We start from the raw sequence: 20045 nt of genomic DNA on the forward strand, positions 1-20045 counted from the left end.
ACTACGATAGCTCACGAAGGCCGTCCGCGCGGGTCGCCGGGCGAGGTTTCCGGCTTGCCGCCGGGAGCGCCGGGAGCGGTTGCCCGGCCGGTACGGGAGGTGAGGAGGCGTGTGCCGGGCGATCGTGCCCGCTGCTCCGGGTCGGCGCCGTGTCAGCGTCGCGGGTTGGTGCGGCGGGTGGCGGTGGCCGACATGGGGTCGTCCGGCCAGGGATGCCGGGGATAACGGCCGCGGAGCTCGGCACGGACCGCGCGGTAGCCCTCGCGCCAGAACGAGGCGAGGTCGGCGGTGACGGCGGCCGGGCGGCCCGCGGGGGAGAGCAGGTGGATCACGAGCGGGACTCCCGCGACGCGCGGGGTCTCGGTCCAGCCGAACAACTCCTGCAGCTTGGCCGCGAGCACCGGCCGCTCTCCCGAGTAGTCGATCCTGATCCGTGACCCGCTCGGCACCTCGACCCGCTCGGGGGCCGTCTCCGCCAGCCGTGCGTTCCACGGGACCAGGCGGTGCAGGGCGGAGACCACGTCGAGACGCTCCAGGTCGGACCGGCGGCGGGCCCGCGACAGCTCGGGCTCCAGCCAGCGATCGGCCGCCTCGATCAGCGCGTCGTCGTCCGTCGCGGGCCAGGGGTCGCCGAGCGTACGGCGGCAGAAGGCGAGCCGCTCGCGCAGGGCCACGGCCTCGGGAGTCCAGCGCAGTATCGACAGGCCCTCGGAGCGCAGGCCCTCCAGGACGGCGGGCCGCACGTCGGCGTCGCGGAGCGCGCCGCTGGACAGCTCGATCGCGCCCAGTCGTTCCACCCGGCGCGCCGACACGTCTCCGCGCCGCTCTCCCGGCGGCACATGCCAGGTGATCTCCTCGCCGGAGACGTACAGGGAGGCCGCGGCGAGCCTGGCGATCTCCTCGTCGATCACCACCGCCTGCCTGATCCTCGCCGACGCCGCTCCGGCGGGCCGGTCCGCGACCGCGACCGCGAGCCACTCCGCCGTCCCCAGCCGTGACCCGCGCGGCAGTTCGGCGGCCGTTCCCGAGGCCATCAGGTACGACCCGCCGCGCCGCCGCGCCACCCGCTCCGGGTAGGCGAGCGCCACGACGATCCCGGCCACGGCGTCGTCGCCCCCGGCCGTCGGAGCACCCGTGAACGTGGTGCCCTTGGACGTGGCACCCGTGAACGTGGCGCCGGTGAATGTGCCGCTTGTGGACGTGGCGCCGGTGGATGTGGCGCTGCCGGCGCGGGCCGCCTCGGCGCCGCCGCTTCTCGCGGGTCTTCCCGCGGCATCGCCTTTTCCCGGCCGGACGGCACCGGCGTCGGCGGGTTTTCGCCCCCGGTGCCGGTCGGTGGCGGGTACGGCTCGGGCCAGGCGACTCGCCTCCTGGCGCCACCGGGCGGAGAAGCCGTCGCCGCCCTGGCGCGCGGAGCGCCAGATCGCCACCAGGTCGTCGCCCGCGTCCCTCGGCAGCTGCTCCGACAGCAGTGCCACGACCTCGGCGGCCCGGGGGCCGGCGTCGATACCGTCCGCGCCGGTGTCCGTCCCCGCGTCGATCAGGGCACGTGCCAGGCGCGGGTGGACCCCGACCCCGGCCATTCGTCGTCCCCGGTCGGTCACCCGGCCGCCGGGAGGGGGGCCCGAAGAGCGCTCCGGCCCGCCCGGCGTCCGCGGGGTGGCGGGGGAGTCCAGCGCGCCCAGGGCGTACAGGGTGCGGCGGGCGGCGTCCATCGCGGCGGGCGGTGGCGGGTCGAGCAGGGCGAGGCCGGTGGCCGAGGGGTCGCCCCAGCAGGCGACCTGGAGGGCGAAGCCGGTCAGGTCGGCGAGTGCGATCTCGGGCCGCGCGTGCTCGGGCAGCCGGTCGTGCTCGGCCCGCGACCAGCACCGGTAGACCACGCCGGGCGCCTCACGGCCCGCCCGCCCCGCCCGCTGGGTGGCCGAGGCCCTGGAGGCGCGGACGGTGGTGAGCGAACCGAGACCGCGGGCATGATCGGTGCGGGGCTCCCTCGCCAGGCCGGAGTCGACCACGATCCGCACGCCCGGCACGGTGAGGCTCGACTCGGCGACCGAGGTGGCGAGCACCACTCTTCTGCCGTCCCCCGGGGACAGGACCGCGTCCTGGACCCGGGCCGGGGCCTGACCGTGCACCTGGAGGACGTCGACGCCGGGGAGCATCGCGGCCACCCGGCCGATCTCGCCGACACCGGGCAGGAAGCAGAGCACGTCACCCTCGTGCTCTGCCAGCGCACGCCGTACGACGGCCGCGACATGGGTGAGGAACGCCGGGTCCACCCGCATGCCGTGGGGCGGTGCGACGGTCCCGGTGGGCGGCACCCAGACGGGCGTGACCGGATGCATGGTCCCGGAGGCGTGCACGATCGGCGCGGGATCGCCGGGACCGCCCAGGTCGCGGAAGGTGTCGGGGCCGCCGAGGTCGCCGGGGTCGCGGGAGGCGTCGGAGCCGGCGGGGTCGCCCGGGGTATCGGACGGGTGGGGGCCATCGGTGCCGCCGGACGGTGGGAGAGCGCCGGGGGAGCCGAGGAGGCGGGCCCAGGGGGCGGCGTCGGCGGTGGCGGAGGTGGCGACGATCCGCAGGTCGGGGCGGAGCGTGGCACGGACGTCGAGGAGGAACGCCAGCGCGGTGTCGGCGTCCAGGTGGCGCTCGTGGCACTCGTCCAGCAGGACCGTATGCACGCCCTCGAGGTCGGGGTCGCGCTGGAGCCGCTGCAACAGCACTCCGGTGGTGACGACCTCGACGACCGTCCTCGGACCGGTTCTGCGCTCGCCGCGTATCGAGAACCCGACCTCCGCGCCCACCTCGGACTCCAGCAGCCACGCCATCCGCTTCGCCGCCGCCCGCACCGCCATCCGCCTCGGCTCGGCCACGATCACCCGCTTCGGTCCCGAGCCGTCGAGGAGCCCGGCGAGCGCGAGCGGGACGAGCGTGGTCTTGCCTGTGCCAGGGGGAGCGGTGAGCACGGCGACGCCCCGCCCGTCCAGCGCCGCGAGCAACTCGGGCAGGACGTGACGTACGGGCAGGCCGGAGGAGTCGGAACGCACCCGTCCAGTGTCCCCGAGTCCGCCATCGGTCAGGCCGCCCCACCTACGCCAACGGGTCCGACGACGCGTTGGGCCTGTGGAACGTCCTCGTCACGCACGGCCTCAGGCGGACCGGTGGCCACTGGGTCGTCGCCGACAACGAGTGCTGGCGAGCCGCGGGACGAGGGGAGACCGAAGGCGACTCCCCGGGGGTCGCCTTCGGGCCGCTAGGCCGACGGGTCGAGGATTCCGAAGCTCACCAGGGCGATGATGATGATCCCGAGGGCGATCCGGTAGATCACGAAGCCGGTGAAGCGGTGGGTGCTGATGTACTTCAGGAACCACGAGACCGCCAGATAGCCCACGACGAACGAGATCACGGTGGCCAGGATCGTGGGCCCCCAGTCGGGGGCGCTGCCGTCGCCGATCTTGAACAGCTCCAGGAAGCCCGAGCCCAGCACGGCCGGGATGGCCAGCAGGAAGGAGTACTTCGCGGCCTCCTCCCTGCGGTAGTCCAGCAGCAGCCCGGCGCTGATCGTGCCGCCGGAGCGGGACACCCCGGGGATGAGAGCGAGCGACTGGGCGAAGCCGTAGATCATGGCGTGGGTGAAGCTGAGGTTCCGCTCCAGGGTGAGCTTGTTGCGGGCGGTGTGGTCGGCGAACCACAGGACCAGGCCGAAGACGATCAGCGTCGTGCCGATCAGCCGCAGGTCGCGGAAGGCACCCTCGATGGAGTCCTTGAAGAGCAGGCCGAGCACCACGATCGGGATGGTGCCCACGATGACGTACCAGCCCATCCGGGCGGAGTGGTGGCCGCGCAGGCCGGGGGTCCACAGGGAGCGCGTCCAGGTGGAGATGATCTCCCAGATCTCCTTGCGGAAGTAGATCAGCACCGCGGCCTCGGTGCCGAGCTGGATGACCGCGGTGAACGCGGCCCCCGGGTCCGGCCAGCCGAAGAACGCCGACGCGACCCTGATGTGGGCACTGGAGGAGATCGGCAGAAACTCCGTCAATCCCTGAATCAGCCCGAGGACCACCGCTTCGAACCAGCTGATCACTTGAAGCACCTTCCGTGCCTGCGCGTGGGTAACCTACGCGAGGCTAGCGGAGCAGCGGGGCCGGTGTGACACGGGTCGTTCAGGGCACTGCCGAGTGGGGGGCCAACGAAGATCACATGGCGAGTCGAGTTGGCTCCTGAGCGCCGTTCGGCGAGGGTGGCACAGTACTCGGGCGTCGTCCGAGGACGACGATCGGAGGGCTGGGAATGACGATCAAGACGATCGCGGACTTCTGGTTCGACCCCTCCTGCCCGTACACCTGGATCACCTCCCGGTGGCTGGTGGAGGTGGAGAGGGTGCGGCCGGTCGAGGTGCGCCGGCACGTGATGAGCCTGGCGGTGCTCAACGAGGGCCGTGACGAGGATCCCGAGGGCGACACGGAGGGATACCTCTGGGTTCCCGTGCGCGTCTGCGAGGCCGTACGACAGGAGTACGGGCAGGAGGCGCTCGGGAGGCTGTACACCGCGATGTGGACCGTCGGCCGCGCTCGTGGGCAGGACTGGGCCGGCGCCCTGCACGACTCCCTCGCCGCCGCGGGCCTGCCGCCGGAACTGGCCGAGGCCGGGATGTCGACGGCCTACGACGAGGCGGTGCGCGCCTCGCACGCGGAGGGCATCGGCCTGATCGGCGAGCACGTCGGCACCCCGGTGGTCGCCGCCACCGGCCCCGCCACCGGTGGCGGGCGCGTCGTGTTCTTCGGCCCCGTGATCTCCCGGATTCCCGTCGGCGAGCAGGCGGGCCGCCTGTGGGACGGGACGCTGCTCGTGGCGGGAACCCCGGGCTTCCACGAGCTCAAGGGCACCGCGCACGAGAAACCCCGGCTCGACGATTCGGACTGACGGGGGTTCGCCCCGGAACGCGGGTTTCCCGCCCGCGGACGCCGGTTCGTTCGAGGTCGGTTCGTTCGAGGGCGGTTCGTTCGAGGTTCGTCGGAAGGCGATTCGTTCGAGGGCGGTTCGTTCGAAAGGGGCCGCGAGAGGTCGTCCACGAGACCCGGGAGGGGTGCGACCCGCGTGGCGGGCCGTCCGGAGGCGATCCGGACGGCCCGTGGAGGGGGAAGGCGCGGGCCGCACCCGGTCTCGTCTACTGCCGCCGGGTCACCGCCCCGCTCACTGGCGGGTCACCTTGACGTCGTCCACCCCGGCCTCCACCAGGGAGGCGCCCGAGGCGTCGGCGGCCTCGACCAGGATCCGGACGCTCTGCCCCGCGAAGGCGGAGATGTCGACGTCCGCCGTACCCCAGGCGCCGTTGCGGTTGGAGGCCGCACCGAGCTGCTGGAACACCTGGGTGGTGGTGGAGCCGACGACCTTCACGCGCAGGTAGTCGGCGCTTGAGGAGTTGGAGCCGTGCGCGAGATACCAGGAGAAGGCGAGCTTGAGCGTCCCGGTCGACGGCAGGGCGACGGCCGGGGAGCGGACGCTGGTGATGCCTCCGTCGACGTCGTAGTCGCCGGCCGCGGAACCCGCGAGCCTGCCGGTGACCAGGTCGTTGGTGCCGCTCACGGTGGTGCCGAGCTGCTTGGCGCCACTGGAGTTGGTGGCCTGCGGGACGCCGCGCTCCCACTGGCCCGAGGTGGCGGTGTCGGTCCCCGACGGGTTGGTCGTCCAGCCGGTCGAGGTCTCGAAGGTGTCCTGCCAGACGACCGTCGGAGGTACGGCGGTCGCGGTCGTCCACACCGCGTAGGCGATGGCGTCGGCGTTGCGGTTCAGCGCGGTGTCACTGATGTTGGACGTCGTGTCGCACGCCCGGTGGTAGCAGGGGTCGAACGCCTGCCCCGCCGTACCGCCCCAGAGGGTGGCCTGGGCGCTGGACTTGACGCCCTCGGCGCCGGTGAAGGTGCCGCCCGCGGGGATGCCGACGGCGATGAAGGGCCCGTAGTCGGAGCGGCCGTCGAAGTCGGTGCCCCGGGTGGCGACGCCGATCGAGGTGAAGTACGCCTGGAGCGTCGCCTCCAGCTGCGCGGAACCCGCCGGGCCGGGGCCCGAGCCGACGCCGTCGGAGTTGTCGCCGTCGTAGATGAAGTAACCGGCGTTGGGCGAGCCGACCATGTCGAAGTTGTAGTAGCCCTTGATCTTGGCGCGCTCGGTGGCCGAGAGGTTGTTCACGTAGTACTGGGAGCCGCGCAGGCCCAGCTCCTCCGCGCCCCACCAGGCGAAGCGGAGGTGCTTGGTGGGCGCCAGCGACTGGCGGGAGACCTCGAGGGCGGTCTCCAGGATGGCGGCGCTGCCGGAGCCGTTGTCGTTGATGCCGGGTCCGGCGGTCACGCTGTCGAGGTGGGCGCCGACCATGAGGATGTCGTTCGGGTCGCCACCGGGCCAGTCGGCGATGACGTTGTACCCGGTCGCGCCGTTGTAGGTGAACGACTGCAGGGAGGTGGTGAATCCCGCGCCGTCCAGCAGGCCCCTGACGTAGTTCGCCGAGGCGAGGTAGCCGGGGCGGCCGTGGGCGCGGTTGCCGCCGTTGGCGCCTGCGATGGACTGGAGCTGTGTGAGGTGTGCCTTCACGGCGGTCAGCGAGATGTCCGGTGGGACGGCGGCCGACGCCGATGGTGCGGTGAACGCCAACGGGATGGCCAGGATCGCCGCCATGCCCATGGTCCACAGACTGCGCATCATGCTCCTCGGGTTTGAGGGGTGTGGGGGGTCCCCGAGCGGCGCGCACCCGTGGCGGGTGCGCGCCGTACAGCGTGGTGGTGCGCTTGCGGAGCGAATCCCTAGCGGGCGGCCTCACCGTGGTGGTGGTCCGCCGCGGCCGGCGCCGCGGACCTGGAGAGTGCCTTGGTCGCGGCGTTGCGGTCGGGAATGCCCTTCAGGTCGTAGGCGAAGTACGCGGTGGCGTAGCCGACGGCCTTGGAGTTGCGGTCGAGCGCGGCGGCGCTGATGTTGTTGATGCCGTCGCAGGCGGCGTGGTAGCAGGGGTCGTAGGCGACGCCCGCGGTTCCGCCGAACCTGGCGGCCTGCTCGGGGGTCTTGATGCCTTCGGCGCCGGTGAAGATACCGCCGGCCGGGATGCCGTTGGCGATGAACGCGCCGTAGTCGGAGCGGCCGTCGAAGTCGGTGCCCTCGAACGGCAGCTTGCGCTTGTTGTAGAACGACTCAAGGCGCTTCTCGACCTGGGCGGAACCGGCAGGACCCGCCGGGGCGCCCTCGCCGTCGGAGTCGTCACCGTCGTACAGGAAGGTGACGTCGTTGGGCGAGGCGATCATGTCGAAGTTCAGGTAGAGCCTGATCTTGTCCTTCTCCGCCTGGGACAGGCCCGCGACGTACTGGTCAGAGCCGAGCAGGCCGAGCTCTTCCGCGCCCCACCAGGCGAAGCGCACCTTGTACTTGGTCGGCACGTAGGCCAGCTTCAGCGCGGTCTCCAGGATGGCGGCGCTGCCGGAGCCGTTGTCGTTGATGCCCGCGCCCTCGGGCACGCTGTCGAGGTGGGCGCCGACCGCGACGATCTCGCCGGACTTGCCCCAGCGGGAGTCGGCGATCAGGTTCTTGGTACGGCCGACCTCGGTCTCGGCGTCGACCTTGAGACGGACGGTGGTGTTCGGGGCGGCGGCCAGCTCAAGGCCGACGGCCGTGCTCGTCATCACGATGGGGAAGCCGAAGCGCCACTCGCGGATGTCGAAGACGAGCGGGTCGGTCCTGCCGGGCTGGCCCTCGTTGAAGAAGATCACACCGGCCGCGCCGGCCGCCTTGGCGTTGGTGGCCTTGTCGATGAACGGGCAGGTGCCGCGCTGGAGCAGCGCGATCCGGCCGGGGACGAACCCGGCGAAGTCCGAGGCCTCGCAACCCGCGGTCGAGGTGTTCGCGACCGGGGGCGGCGGGAGGACCGCGTCGACGACCTGCACCTGCGCGGTGACGTCGCCTCGGCTGGAGGAGATGACGGTGACGAAGTCGGCGGGGTTGGCGTAGGTCTTCGCCACGGGAGCGGTCTGCTGCAGGACGGAGGGGCTCGCCTCCTCCCAGTCCAGCGGGAACTCGACGTCGGTCGTGGAGGTCTTGTATCCGGCCTTGCGCAGCTTGTCCTGCACGTAGGCGAGGGAGGCGTCGTAACCGGGAGAGCCGGCGGCGCGGTTGCCGCCGTTGGCGGTCGCGATCTGCTGGAACTTGTCAAGGTGCTTCTTGACGTTGCTGCCCTTGATCTGCGTCGCGAACACGTTCGCGAGGACGTCGGTGACGTCCGTGGACGTGGTCGCGCTCGCCGGTGCGGTGAGGGCGAGAGGGAGGGCGAGGGCCGTGACCAGGGCGGCGGTCTGGGCCAGGCTGCGTCGTAACCTCAGGCGCATAGCGCTCCTCGGGGTGGAACGGAGGGGAATCCCCTATTAGGTACATGGCGGAACGTACCGTGATCAACCGGTTTCGCCTAGATGTGCCGACGTTCGGGTGCGAAAAAAGTTATCAAGCCGACCCTGACAGGGTTTTCTCAGGGGTGTCTCGGGAACGGATGGGTTCCGGTCGTTCGTTTGAAAGGACGAAGAACATCGATTCGAGAGAGGCAACGTGTACCGTTCGAGAAATCACAAGATAATCGCCGGAGTCTGCGGCGGGATCGCGGACAGTCTCAACATGCCGCCCACCCTTGTCCGGGTGTTCTGGCTGTTGCTCTCGCTCATTCCAGGGCCCCTGTGGGTCGCCTACGTGCTGATGTGGATCTTCGTCCCCAAGGCGCCCGCGGCCCGCTACTAGGACGAGGGCCGGTGTTCCGGCCCCCAGGTCGCGACGCGTCCCGGTGAAATTAAGCTGGGGGCATGAGGCGACGCCCACTGTCCCTGGTCCAGGACGACCTGGTCGACTACGAGAAGGCGATGGAGCGGATGACCGACATGGTCGGTCAACGGCAGCGCGACGAGCGCTCCGACACGCTCTGGTTGCTCAGCCACCCGCAGGTGTACACCGTGGGCAGGCGAACCCCTGAGCAGCACCTGCCCGACCCCGCTCACGGCATCCCGGTCGTGAGCACGGGTCGTGGCGGGCAGCTCACCTACCACGGCCCCGGCCAGCTGGTCGGATACCTGATCGTCAAGCTCGGCGAGGGCGAGGGGATCGTCGACTACGTCCGCGAGGTCGAGCTGAGGCTCGTCGGCGCGCTCGGCGCGCTGGGTGTCCCGGCCGAGCGCCGCGACACCCCGCCGGGCTCGGAACTGCTCACCGGCGTGTGGACGGCCGAGACGGGACGCAAGATCGTCTCGATCGGCATGCGGCAGAGCCGCGGTGTCACCAGTCACGGGTTCGCCCTCAACGTCGACGGCGACCTGACCCCGTGGAACTGGGCCGTGGCCTGCGGCATGCCGGATGTGGACATGACGTCCGTGGGACGGGAGGCCCCGGCCGCCGGGGGGACGACGTTCACGATGTTCGGCGGAGCCCCCGCCGCCACGGCGATGGATCGGGTCCGTGCGGCGGTGGCGGAGGCCTTCGAGGCGAGCTGACCGGCCCTCTCCAGGGCCGGTCGGCTCGTTTCCCGGCCCTCTCCGGGAACGGTAGGCGGTGCGGGGCTCGTTTGCCGGTCTTCTCAGGGGCTCGTTTCCCGGTCTTTTCGGGGAACGGTCGGCGGGGAGGTCCCGCGGGGCGGTCAGCCGGTCGGTTCCCCGCCGGCCGTGCCGGCCGGGTCGAACGCCTCGTTCATGTCGATCGTGCGGCGCGGGCCGGTGAACCAGTGCCTCGCCGACAGCACCCACCACAGGCCCACGGCCAGCACCATCACGCCGACCACGATCGGCGCGTAGTTGACCGCGGTCCAGGTGAAGTCGTCGCTGAACGGCACGGCGGCCGGGACGAGCGGCATGATGAAGTAGATCGAGACGACGACGATCTCGACGATCGCGATCCAGCACATGACCTTGTACTTCGACCCCAGCGTCCAGGGGCCGGGCTCGAACCGGTCACCCATCCGCAGCCGCAGCCAGATCGGGATCGCGAAGGCGATGTAGAGGCCGATGACCGCCACCGACACGACCGCGTAGAAGGCGAGCGGCAGACCGCCGGGGGCCTCGTACAACGCGGGCAGGGTGAGGACGAGCGCGGCCGCGCAGCCGAAGACGATCGCGTTGACGGGGGTCCGGTTGGCGTCCACCTTCGACCACAGGCGCCAGCCGGGGATGGCGCCGTCGCGGGAGAAGGCGTAGGTCATCCGGGACATCGAGGTCACGCAGCTCATCCCGCAGAAGAACTGGCCGATGGTGGAGATCGTGAAGATCGCGGTGGCCAGGTTGCCGGGGAGCGCGCTGTCGAAGATGGCGCCGACGAAGCCGCCCGCCTCGTTCACCGCGTCCACGTCGGTCGCGGCGAACAGGAAGGCGAGCAGCAGGATCCAGCCGCCGATCGCCGAGTAGAAGATCGACTGCCACAGCCCTCGGGCGGCGGCGGTGGAGGCGCCCTGGGTCTCCTCCGACACGTGGGCGCACGCGTCGAACCCGGTGATCGTGTACTGGGTGAGCAGGAAGCCGAGCGGCAGCACGTAGAACCAGTACGACGAGTCGGAGAAGCCGGAGTTGTTGATCGTCTCGGTGAAGACGAACGACATCGACTGGTGCGAGTCGGGGCCGAAGATCAGGATCAGTACGACGACCGCCGCGCCGAAGACGTGCCACCACACCGAGACGTTCTGCAGCGTCGAGATCAGCCGGTGACTGAAGATGTTGATCAGGCCGTGCAGGGTGAGGATGACCGCGAACAGGATGAACGCGTTGGTCAGGCTGGGGTCCCAGGCGGGGAAGAACCGGTTGAGGGTGATGTTCAGGAAGGTCGCGCAGCCGTAGTCGACCGAGGCCGTCACGGCGATCAGGCCGACGAGGTTGAACCACCCGGTGAACCAGCCGTGGATCGGCCTGCCCATCTTGGCGGCCCACCAGTAGATGCCACCGGCGGTCGGATAGGCCGAGACCAGTTCCGACATGCACAGCCCGATGATCAGGATGAAGATCGAGATCAGCGGCCACCCCCACGAGATGGCGATGGGTCCACCGTTGTTCCACGCCTGACCGAACGTGGTGAAGCAGCCGGCCAGGATGGAGATGATCGAGAAGGAGATGGCGAAGTTGGAGAAGCCGCTCCAGGTCCTGGAGAGCTCCTGCTTGTAACCGAGTTCGGCGAGACGCTTCGCGTCCTCGTCGACCGACGTTGGCTTGGTCACTCAAGCCTCCTTGGGGGGGTTATGCGGGGGGTGGAAATCCGGAGCTCGCGCCCCGGACGTCGTCGACGAGCCGTCCGAACCCCGGGTCGTCCAGGTCCCGCACGGCTTGCGAGAACTTGTCGGCGGCCTCGGCCTCGTAGTCGAAGTCGGCGTCGGCGGCCTGCTCCTTGAGCAGCCCGTGGTGTACGGAGAACCAGAGCGTCCAGGTCAGGTTGGACATGATCAGGTTGAGCCGGACCCTGGAGGTGAGCCGCCGGTCGTCGGTGCCGAAGTAGGCGCGGGCGAGCCGGGCGGTCAGGTCCGGGTCGTAGTCCGCCTCGGCGGCGATGTCGCCCAGTTCGAAGGCCGGGTCGTTGTTCCCCGAGAGCTGGTAGTCGACGATCCGCACCTCACCGCCGCAGCGGATGAAGTTCTCCGGCAGCAGGTCGTTGTGACACGGCACCGTGGGCAGCGGATCGGCGGCGAGCGCCCTTTCGATCTCCGCCGCCGCGGGAAGGCGGTCCCGGTAGCCGTCGGGTGTGCTCAGTTCGTGGGTACGGCAGAGGGCGAGAAACTCGTCGAGCTTGCGGAAGATGGAGAAGTCGTTGACGAACCGAGGTCCGGCGTGCAGCCGGCGACAGGCCGCGGCGATGGGGCCGGGAATCGTCCGTACGGCGTGGGCGTCCAGGGTGACACCGTCGAGATACTCCAGCACCAGCGCGTCCGGCAGCCGGTGCAGCACCCTGGGGCCGACCCCGGCGTCCGCCGCGTGGACCGTGTTGGCGATCTCCTGGTCGAGAGGTATGCCCAGGCCGGCCTCCGACACCCGGGGATCCAGCACGCGCAGCAACCAGCGCTGCCCGTCGGCCGTGGTGAGCCGCGAGATCCGGTGGCTGAGGCCACCCTTGATCGGGGTCTCGGTTATGGGCTGACCAGCCCATTTTCGGACGTCCGCTCGAGGATCTGGCATGCCGCCCTCCTTTGGCCTACCTTCATACCATTGATCCGATTCTGTGGACTAGTTGTTACAGAGGGGTTCCCTGCCGTGAAACTTCCCGGATCCGCGCGAGCCGTCGTGATCGGCGGTGGAGTGGCCGGTTGCAGCGTGGCCTACCATCTCGCGAGGCTCGGCTGGAGCGAGGTGATCCTCGTCGAGCGGCACGAGCTCACCGAGGGCACCACCTGGCACTCGGCCGGTTTCGTGGGCCAGCTCCGCTCGACCGTCACGCAGACCAAGATGATCATGTACTCGGCCGGTCTCTACCCCGAACTGGCCGAGCTCACCGGGCTGGACCCGGGATGGCGCGGGGTCGGCGGCCTCCGCCTGGCGACCACGCCCGAGCGGGTGGAGGAGTCGCTGCGGCTCGCCGGGGCCGGGGAGACCTACGGGCTCGGCCTGGAGACGATCTCCGGTGCCGAGGCGAAGGAGATGCTCCCGCTGCTGCGCGCCGACGACGTGCGGGCCGCGCTCTGGCTGCCGGGGGACGGCTGGCTGGACCCGGCGCTGCTGGCCAGGGCACTGGCGGCGGGGGCGCGGAAGCTGGGCGTGCGGATATACACCGGCACCCGGGTGACGGGAATCGACGTGAAGAACGGCACGGTCGCCGGGGTGCGGCTCGCGTCGGGGGCCGAGGGCTCCGGCGACGCCGAGGAGTGGTCGGTCCAGGCGGAGACCGTGGTCGTCGCGGCGGGCGCGGCGAGCGGGCGGGTCGGGCGGATGGCCGGGGTGGACATTCCGGTTGTGCCGATAAAACATCAATATGTAGTCACCGAACCATTCGGGGTTCCTTCGTCCATGCCTACGGTGCGGGATCCGGACAACATTGTCTATTTCCGGGAGGAGAATGCCGGCATTTTGGTAGGCGGATATATCAGGAACCCCGAGATATGGGACACGGCTGCTCCACTGGAGGAGCCTCGGACTCTCTTTCCCCCTGATATGCCGAAATTTCAAGAATCGTGGGAATCGGCGGTGCGGAGGGTTCCCGACCTGGCCAATGCCGAGATCACAAAGGTCGTCCACGGCCCCGAGGCGTTCACCCCCGACGGGGAGTTCCTGCTCGGTGAGACCCCGGTCCGCGGGCTGTGGGCGGCGGCCGGATTCTGTGTGCACGGCCTGGCGGCCGCCGGCGGCGTGGGCAAGGTGATGGCCGAATGGATCGTGGATGGTTCGCCGGAGTACGACATGTTTGGTATGGATCTGAGGCGTTTCGGATCCCATGCCCGTTCCGCATCGTGGACCCGCGCCAAGGCCCTGGACTCGTACTCGAAGTACTACGACATCGTCTACCCCGGCGAGGAGCGTACCGCCGCCCGCCCGCTCCGCCGCTCTCCCGCCTGGGTGCGGCATGTGGAGCTGGGGGCGGCGTTCGGCGAGAAGTCCGGCTGGGAACGGGTCAACTGGTACGAACCCGGCGGGCGCCCGGTCGGGGCGGGTGAGACTCCTCCCGTGGACGCCCCGGTCACCCGGGATCCGGAACCGGGCGTCCGCGAGGTCTCCCCGGACGTCCGCGAGGCCCACGAGGTCGCTCCGGCCGGCCACGGTGTCTCCCCGGACGTTCGCGAGGTGTCCCCGGACGTCCGTGACGTCCCCCCGGACGGTGACGTCCCCCCGGACGGCCGCAGCCCTCGCCCGCACGGCTGGGCGGGCCGGATCTGGTCGCCCGCCGTACGCGAGGAGTGCCTGGCCACCCGCGACGCCGCGGGCCTGTTCGACCAGACCTCGTTCTCCAAGCTGGAGGTCTCGGGGCCCGGAGCTCTGGAGGGGTTGCAGCGGGCCTGCGCCGGGCAGCTCGACAGGCCCGTGGGCTCGATCGTCTACACCCAGCTCCTCAACGGGCGCGGCGGCATCGAGGCCGACCTGACCGTCACCCGCCTGGCGGACGACCGTTTCCGTCTGGTCACCGGCACCGCCTTCGGCGTTCACGACGCCGCCTGGCTCCGGGGCCGGGGTCTCGACGTCCGAGACGTCACCTCGGCCCACGCCTGCTACTGCCTGTGGGGGCCGCGGGCGCTCGACATCCTCGGTTCCGTGTCCGGCGACGACCTCACCTTCGGCTACATGAAGGCGAGGGAGATCAGCGTGGGGAACGTCCCGGTGCTGGCCCAGCGGGTGACGTTCGTGGGCGAGTTCGGCTGGGAGCTGTACTGCCCGTCGGAGTACGGGCTGACGCTGTGGGACACGCTCATGGAGGCCGGAGCGCCGTACGGTATGCGGCCTGCCGGGTACCGCGCGATCGACTCGATGCGCCTGGAGAAGGGCTACCGCGTCTGGGGCATGGACATCACCCCGGAGACCACCCCCTACGAGGCCGGTCTGGGGTTCGCGGTCGCCCGCGACAAGGACTTCGTCGGCCGCGCGGCCCTGGAATCCGCCCGCCGTCTCACCGGCGACCGTCGAGCAGACGACCGCTCGTCCGGCGATCGCCCAGTAGACGACCGCTCGTCCGGCGATCGTCTCGCTGCGGACAGCCCGGCCGATGCCCGTCCCGCCGACGACCACTCGACGGTCGACCATTCGACCGTCGACCGAGCGGCCGGCGCTCGTACCGCGCGACGTCTGTTCTGCCTGGTCCTCGACGACCCCCGCCAGGTCTGCCTCGGCGGGGAACCGGTCCGCGTCGGTGGGCTGCCCGCCTCGCGGGTGACGAGTGGCGGGTACGGCCACCGCGTCGACCGCTCGATCGCCTATGCCTACCTGCCCGAGGGCACCGCCCCCGGCGACCGGGTCGAGGTCGGCGTCACCGGGACCTGGGTGGGCGCCGCCGTCACCGCTGAACCTCTCTACGACCCGTCCTCGGAGCGTGTCCGGCGTCTGCCGTTCTCAGAATTCCGGTAAGTCCCTTCATCCTCCTGCGCATCGGTCATCCTGTGACCTGGAGACCGGCGTCAGATATACCCCCCAGGGGTTGCTGAAAAGGGTGGTGGTGTGGCACTGTAGGCGAGCGAAAGGATACCCCCTATGGGTATCCGAGAGGGGTGATCGCGATGAACGGCGCGCTCAAGGTGGGTGCGTACGCGCTGGTGCTGGCCGTGGTGTTCGGTGGCGCCCTGGGGGCGGGCCGGATGGCCGGTCCGATCGGAGACGCGGAGGCCCAGAGCGCTCAGGGCGCCGGCGCGGAGCACGGCGAGGGCGGGGGCGCGGAGGGTGGAGCGCATCAGCACGCGACGGCCGCGAAGGCGCCGGCCGTTCCGGCAGGACTCCAGGTCTCCCAGGGCGGATACATGCTCATGCCGGAGACCGACGAGGTCAAGGTGGGCGAGCGGACCGACTTCCGCTTCACGGTGATCGGCCCCGACGGCGCTCCCGTCACCGGGTTCACCACGCAGCACGACAAGAAGCTGCACCTCATCGTGGTGCGCCGCGACCTGACGGGCTTCCAGCACCTGCATCCCACCCTGCTGGGAGGCGGGGTGTGGTCGGTCCCGCTCAAGCTTCCCGCCGCGGGGGAGTACCGCGCGTTCGCCGACTTCGCCCCCGAGGGGGCGGCGCCGCTGACGCTCGGCATGGACCTGTCGGTGGCGGGCGACTACCGGCCCGAGCCGCTCGCGGTCCCGGCCGAGACCGCCACCGTGGGCGACTACACCGTCACCCTGAAGGGCGATCTCATCCCCGGCCGGACGAGCATGCTCACGCTCTCGGTCGCCAAGGACGGCGAGCCGGTCACCGACCTGGAGCCCTATCTGGCCGCGTACGGGCACCTGGTCGCGCTGCGTGACGGCGACCTGGCCTATCTGCACGTGCACCCCGACGGCGAGCCCGGTGACGGGCGCACCACGCCCGGCCCGAACATCACCTTCTACGCCGAGGTGCCGAGCGCGGGGACCTACGGCCTCTACCTGGACTTCAAGCACGGCGGGACCGTGCGCACCGCCGCGTTCACCGCCGCCACCAGCCCGGACCCCGAGGGTGGCGGAGCCTCCTCGGGTGACGGCCACGGGCACAGCCACCAACCGTGAAATACCCCATAGGGGTTACGTGTTCTCATAACGAGGAGAGACATATGTCTGGGCACACCCATCACGTGCCGGGACGGTGGACGGGCCCGCTCCCGGACGGTGAGGTTTTCGCCCCGGCGGGCCGTCCGGTGACGACCCCGGACCACGCACGACGACCGGGACACGAGGCAAGGGACGAGGAGAGGTCGTGATGTCCATGACCACCGGCGAAGCATCCGCCCGCGGCGAGATCGAGCTCGCCATCGGCGGTATGACCTGCGCCTCCTGCGCGGCCCGCATCGAGCGCAAGCTCAACAAGCTGGACGGCGTGACCGCGACCGTCAACTACGCCACCGAGAAGGCGAAGGTCACCTACCCCGCGGCCATCACCCCCGACGACCTCGTCGCGGAGGTGGAGAAGGCCGGATACACCGCCGAGCCGCCCGCGCCGCCGGCGTCGGGGGAGTCCGGGGAGACGGAAGGGGCGGACGGTGAGGAGGAGGGGGAGCGTGACGTGCTCACCCCGCTCAGGCAGCGCCTGATCACCTCCGTCGTGCTCTCGGTGCCGGTCATCGCGATGGCGATGATCCCGGTGCTTCAGTTCGACAACTGGCAGTGGCTCTCCCTCGCCCTGGCCGGTCCCGTCGTGGTCTACGGAGGGTGGCCCTTCCACCGGGCGGCCTGGACCAACCTGCGGCACGGCGCCGCGACCATGGACACGCTGGTCTCGATGGGGACGATCGCCGCCTTCTCCTGGTCCCTCTGGGCCCTGTTCTTCGGCACGGCGGGCATGCCGGGCATGCGACACGGCTTCGAGTTCACCCTGTCCAGGGGCGACGGCTCGGGAAACATCTACTTCGAGGCCGCGGCCGGGGTGACCACCTTCATCCTCGCGGGCCGCTACTTCGAGGCGCGTTCCAAGCGCCGAGCCGGTGCCGCGCTTCGCGCGCTGATGTCGATGGGCGCCAAGGAGGTCACGCTCGCCTCGGGGGAACTCGTCCCCGTCGGTGCGCTCAAGGCGGGCGACCTCTTCGTCGTACGGCCGGGGGAGAAGGTCGCGACGGACGGCGTGGTCGAGGAGGGCTCCTCGGCCGTGGACACGTCCATGCTGACCGGCGAGTCGGTCCCCGTCGAGGTACGGCCGGGTGACGCGGTGGTCGGCGCCACCGTGAACGCCGGAGGGCGGCTCGTGGTCAGGGCCACCAGGGTCGGCTCGGACACCCAGCTCGCCCAGATGGCCAGGCTGGTGGAGGACGCGCAGAACGGCAAGGCCGCCGTGCAGCGGCTGGCCGACCGGATCTCCGCGGTGTTCGTGCCGATCGTGATCGCGCTGTCCGTGGCCACCCTGGGCTTCTGGCTCGGGACCGGTTCAGGCGCCGCCGCGGCCTTCACCGCCGCCGTGGCGGTACTGATCATCGCCTGCCCCTGCGCTCTGGGCCTCGCCACACCGACCGCGCTGATGGTCGGCACCGGCCGGGGCGCCCAGCTGGGAATCCTGATCAAGGGTCCGGAGGCGCTGGAGTCGACCCACGGCATCGACACCGTGGTCCTGGACAAGACCGGCACCGTGACGTCGGGCACGATGACCCTCAAGGACGTCTTCCCCGCCGCCGGTGAGGAGCGCGAGGAGGTGCTCAGGCTGGCCGGAGCCCTGGAGGGCGCCTCCGAGCACCCCGTGGCCCGCGCCGTCGCCCGCGCGGCGGACTCCACCGCCAAGGTCGAGGACTTCGCGAACATCGAGGGCCTCGGCGTCCAGGGCGTCGTCGACGGGCACGCCGTCCTCGTCGGGCGTCCCCAGCTGCTCGCCGACTGGTCGCAGCACCTGCCGCCGGAGCTGGAGGAGAAACTGGAGGGGGCACGGGCGCGCGGGGAGACGGCCGTCGCGGTCGGCTGGGACGGGAAGGCCCGCGCGGTGCTCACCGTCGCCGACGCGATCAAGCCCAGCTCGGCCGAGGCGGTCGCCGCGTTGCGCGCGCTCGGCCTGCGTCCGATCCTGCTCACCGGCGACAACGAGACGGTGGCCCGTACGGTCGCCGAGGCCGTCGGCGTCGAGGACGTGATCGCCGACGTGCTGCCCGCCGACAAGGTGGAGGTCGTCAAGCGGCTTCAGTCCGAGGGCCGCACCGTGGCCATGATCGGCGACGGGGTGAACGACGCCGCCGCGCTCGCCCAGGCCGATCTCGGCATGGCGATGGGCACCGGCACCGACGTCGCGATCGAGGCATCCGACCTCACCCTGGTCAGGGGCGACCTGCGGGTGGCCGCCGACGCGATCAGACTGTCCCGCCGCACGCTGCGCACGATCAGGGGCAACCTGTTCTGGGCCTTCGCCTACAACGTCGCCGCCATCCCGCTGGCCGCGTTCGGTCTGCTCACCCCGATGATCGCCGGGGGTGCGATGGCGCTCTCCTCGGTGTTCGTGGTGAGCAACAGCCTGCGACTGCGCCGCTTCAGGTGAGATGAAGGGAATCACGAGCGTGTCCCGGCAGCCTGCCGGGACACGCTCGTGGGGCGATCAGGGAACGGGGCAGATCCGATGATCGGGGCCCGGTGCTCTCTCGCCGGGCCCGTCACCCTCCGAGAGCCGGAGGATCTCCCCGACCGTCGCCTCGTCCGCGGCGTAGATGTGCGGCACGTCGACGAAGACCCGCATCGATCCGCAGCCCACGGTGAGGCCGTCCGCGACCTCGTGCTGGATGCCGCGCAGCGGTACGTAGTTCAGATAGGACGTGTAGACGTTCTGCGACCGGAAGGCGGCGGTCATGACCAGCCGCCCGGCACGGAGCCTGAAGGCGAGGCTGGTCAGGCAGGGCACCGCGTCGGGAGACTCGCCGGGGGCGGTGAGCGAGATCCAGCCGCTCTTGGTGTACGGCTTGGCGCGCAGCACGTCGGTGATCCAGCCGAGCTGGTCGACGCCGAGAAACTGGCGGAGTCGCCCTCCGTAACTGTATTTGAACGGCGGGACGATCGAGCGTTCGCTGAACTTGCTGGAGTACAGCGGGATCTTTCCGGCCTCGCCGTAGCTTTTCAGGACGGGATCGTCCCAGGCCAGGCTGGTGACCTCGAAGAGCACCGCCGGAGCCTCGATGATCGGGCCGCGGTCGTCCAGGGCGGGCCCGCCGTTGTGTGTCACGTGTCGCATCAGCCAGATCCACGTCTCCCCACAAGACGCGAATCTGAGGAGGTCGGGCATTCAGGTCTCCACGTTGGGGAAATGGAAGGGATTGTGTGGGAGCCGGCGTTGCCGGGAAACATTGGCGCGGACGTAGTAGACGAAATAGTGGACCAGCGCGAGCAGTCCGATGACCACCAGGAGCAGGGCGACGGCCGGCGCGGCCCCGATCATCCCGAGCACGCCGACCGCGATGTAGGAACTGTTGACCAGGGCGAGCATCATCACGTTGATCCCCGGCCAGGCGAGCGGCGCGTACGTCTCCGGGTAGCGGGGATCCACCGGCAGGTTGGGAGTCCAGCCGAGGGCGGCGAACTGGTCCTTGAGGTGGACCGTGTAGAGCAGACGGAAGTTGTTGAGCGCCCGCGCGGTCCTCATGTGCGCGTTGACCGCCTCGATCAGCCGGAGGAAGGGCAGCACGCTGAGCAGCCCGAACGCGGCGGTCATCGCGAACAGATACCAGGGCACGCTGTGCCAGGTGGTGAGCATCGCCGGGCTGACCACCTTCGCGCCGGCCAGGGCGACCGCGGCGGCGAACGGGGCGGCGAGCAGGCTCATGGACAGCCGGGTCATCTTGATCCGCTCGTCCTTGGCCGCCAGGTAGACCTGGTAGGTCCCGGTGAAGTCCACGGACACGAGGGCGAGGAATTCCCCGGGTTTGACGGGGAGCCCGTCCATGGTCTCGGGTAGTGCTTCCGCGGTCATCCGCGGTGACATCCTCCGCATCGGGACCCCACTTTCGAGGGATAG

At 70.6% G+C, this 20045-nt stretch carries 14 protein-coding genes; 6 read left to right on the plus strand and 8 right to left on the minus strand.

Annotated features, from left to right (window positions below; all coding sequences use genetic code 11):
* Nucleotides 1–152: 152 nt before the first annotated feature.
* Together AB0B90_RS20695 and AB0B90_RS20700 are read right to left on the minus strand one after the other, a co-directional pair.
* The gene (locus AB0B90_RS20695) at nucleotides 153–3044 is read right to left on the minus strand and encodes an ATP-dependent helicase C-terminal domain-containing protein (protein WP_362924112.1); all 2892 of its coding nucleotides are present in this window, start codon (nucleotides 3042–3044) and stop codon (nucleotides 153–155) included.
* Between the two features lie 206 nt (nucleotides 3045–3250).
* Nucleotides 3251–4081 (minus strand): undecaprenyl-diphosphate phosphatase, encoded by an 831-nt coding sequence (locus AB0B90_RS20700; protein ID WP_350942890.1) that lies wholly within the window; start codon nucleotides 4079–4081, stop codon nucleotides 3251–3253.
* A 206-nt stretch (nucleotides 4082–4287) separates the two neighbouring features.
* Here AB0B90_RS20700 and AB0B90_RS20705 point away from each other — a divergent pair, with 206 nt between their 5' ends.
* Nucleotides 4288–4920: a disulfide bond formation protein DsbA gene (locus AB0B90_RS20705; protein ID WP_350942891.1), complete on the plus strand. Its 633-nt coding sequence runs from the start codon at nucleotides 4288–4290 to the stop codon at nucleotides 4918–4920.
* A 270-nt stretch (nucleotides 4921–5190) separates the two neighbouring features.
* Here the strand turns inward: AB0B90_RS20705 and AB0B90_RS20710 are convergent, their stop codons facing one another.
* A complete protein-coding gene (locus tag AB0B90_RS20710; RefSeq protein ID WP_362924115.1) occupies nucleotides 5191–6693 on the minus strand; it encodes a M28 family metallopeptidase in 1503 nt (500 codons plus the stop codon).
* A gap of 101 nt (nucleotides 6694–6794) precedes the next feature.
* Nucleotides 6795–8360 (minus strand): M28 family metallopeptidase, encoded by a 1566-nt coding sequence (locus AB0B90_RS20715; protein ID WP_350942894.1) that lies wholly within the window; start codon nucleotides 8358–8360, stop codon nucleotides 6795–6797.
* A 214-nt stretch (nucleotides 8361–8574) separates the two neighbouring features.
* On the opposite strand from AB0B90_RS20715, the gene AB0B90_RS20720 reads away from it, so the two are divergent.
* Nucleotides 8575–8760 (plus strand): PspC domain-containing protein, encoded by a 186-nt coding sequence (locus AB0B90_RS20720; protein WP_350942895.1) that lies wholly within the window; start codon nucleotides 8575–8577, stop codon nucleotides 8758–8760.
* A gap of 62 nt (nucleotides 8761–8822) precedes the next feature.
* Nucleotides 8823–9503, plus strand: coding sequence for a lipoyl(octanoyl) transferase LipB (lipB, locus tag AB0B90_RS20725; protein ID WP_350942897.1), 681 nt, complete (start codon nucleotides 8823–8825; stop codon nucleotides 9501–9503).
* 143 nt (nucleotides 9504–9646) lie between these two features.
* On the opposite strand, the gene AB0B90_RS20730 is transcribed toward lipB, so the two are convergent.
* Together AB0B90_RS20730 and AB0B90_RS20735 are read right to left on the minus strand one after the other, a co-directional pair.
* Entirely contained in the window at nucleotides 9647–11206 is a 1560-nt protein-coding gene (locus AB0B90_RS20730; protein ID WP_362924117.1) for an amino acid permease, read from the minus strand.
* Between the two features lie 19 nt (nucleotides 11207–11225).
* The gene (locus tag AB0B90_RS20735; RefSeq protein ID WP_362896572.1) at nucleotides 11226–12155 is read right to left on the minus strand and encodes a phosphotransferase; all 930 of its coding nucleotides are present in this window, start codon (nucleotides 12153–12155) and stop codon (nucleotides 11226–11228) included.
* A 105-nt stretch (nucleotides 12156–12260) separates the two neighbouring features.
* Here AB0B90_RS20735 and AB0B90_RS20740 point away from each other — a divergent pair, with 105 nt between their 5' ends.
* The 3 genes from AB0B90_RS20740 (at nucleotide 12261) to AB0B90_RS20750 (ending at nucleotide 18581) form a co-directional block, all read left to right on the plus strand.
* Nucleotides 12261–15023 carry an FAD-dependent oxidoreductase gene (locus AB0B90_RS20740; RefSeq protein WP_362924203.1) on the plus strand — a complete coding sequence of 921 codons (2763 nt, stop codon included), beginning with the start codon at nucleotides 12261–12263 and terminating at the stop codon, nucleotides 15021–15023.
* Between the two features lie 149 nt (nucleotides 15024–15172).
* The gene (locus AB0B90_RS20745) at nucleotides 15173–16144 is read left to right on the plus strand and encodes a hypothetical protein (protein ID WP_362924205.1); all 972 of its coding nucleotides are present in this window, start codon (nucleotides 15173–15175) and stop codon (nucleotides 16142–16144) included.
* A gap of 196 nt (nucleotides 16145–16340) precedes the next feature.
* Nucleotides 16341–18581, plus strand: a complete 2241-nt coding sequence (locus tag AB0B90_RS20750) for a heavy metal translocating P-type ATPase (protein ID WP_350943560.1) — start codon at nucleotides 16341–16343, stop codon at nucleotides 18579–18581.
* A gap of 57 nt (nucleotides 18582–18638) precedes the next feature.
* On the opposite strand, the gene AB0B90_RS20755 is transcribed toward AB0B90_RS20750, so the two are convergent.
* Together AB0B90_RS20755 and AB0B90_RS20760 are read right to left on the minus strand one after the other, a co-directional pair.
* Nucleotides 18639–19265 carry a hypothetical protein gene (locus tag AB0B90_RS20755; protein ID WP_350942901.1) on the minus strand — a complete coding sequence of 209 codons (627 nt, stop codon included), beginning with the start codon at nucleotides 19263–19265 and terminating at the stop codon, nucleotides 18639–18641.
* A gap of 51 nt (nucleotides 19266–19316) precedes the next feature.
* The gene (locus AB0B90_RS20760) at nucleotides 19317–20000 is read right to left on the minus strand and encodes a hypothetical protein (protein ID WP_350942902.1); all 684 of its coding nucleotides are present in this window, start codon (nucleotides 19998–20000) and stop codon (nucleotides 19317–19319) included.
* Nucleotides 20001–20045: the final 45 nt, after the last annotated feature.

Source organism: Streptosporangium sp. NPDC049078 (genome assembly GCF_040648855.1).
GTDB lineage: Bacteria > Actinomycetota > Actinomycetes > Streptosporangiales > Streptosporangiaceae > Streptosporangium.

Excerpts from the sequence above, each read along its gene's own strand:
- AB0B90_RS20705 (WP_350942891.1), top strand. The coding sequence starts at position 4,288 with ATGACGATCAAGACGATCGCGGACTTCTGGTTCGACCCCTCCTGCCCG.
- AB0B90_RS20710 (WP_362924115.1), bottom strand. The coding sequence starts at position 6,693 with ATGCGCAGTCTGTGGACCATGGGCATGGCGGCGATCCTGGCCATCCCG.
- AB0B90_RS20715 (WP_350942894.1), bottom strand. The coding sequence starts at position 8,360 with ATGCGCCTGAGGTTACGACGCAGCCTGGCCCAGACCGCCGCCCTGGTC.
- lipB (WP_350942897.1), top strand. The coding sequence starts at position 8,823 with ATGAGGCGACGCCCACTGTCCCTGGTCCAGGACGACCTGGTCGACTAC.
- AB0B90_RS20735 (WP_362896572.1), bottom strand. The coding sequence starts at position 12,155 with ATGCCAGATCCTCGAGCGGACGTCCGAAAATGGGCTGGTCAGCCCATA.
- AB0B90_RS20745 (WP_362924205.1), top strand. The coding sequence starts at position 15,173 with ATGAACGGCGCGCTCAAGGTGGGTGCGTACGCGCTGGTGCTGGCCGTG.
- AB0B90_RS20750 (WP_350943560.1), top strand. The coding sequence starts at position 16,341 with ATGACCACCGGCGAAGCATCCGCCCGCGGCGAGATCGAGCTCGCCATC.
- AB0B90_RS20755 (WP_350942901.1), bottom strand. The coding sequence starts at position 19,265 with ATGCGACACGTGACACACAACGGCGGGCCCGCCCTGGACGACCGCGGC.
- AB0B90_RS20760 (WP_350942902.1), bottom strand. The coding sequence starts at position 20,000 with ATGACCGCGGAAGCACTACCCGAGACCATGGACGGGCTCCCCGTCAAA.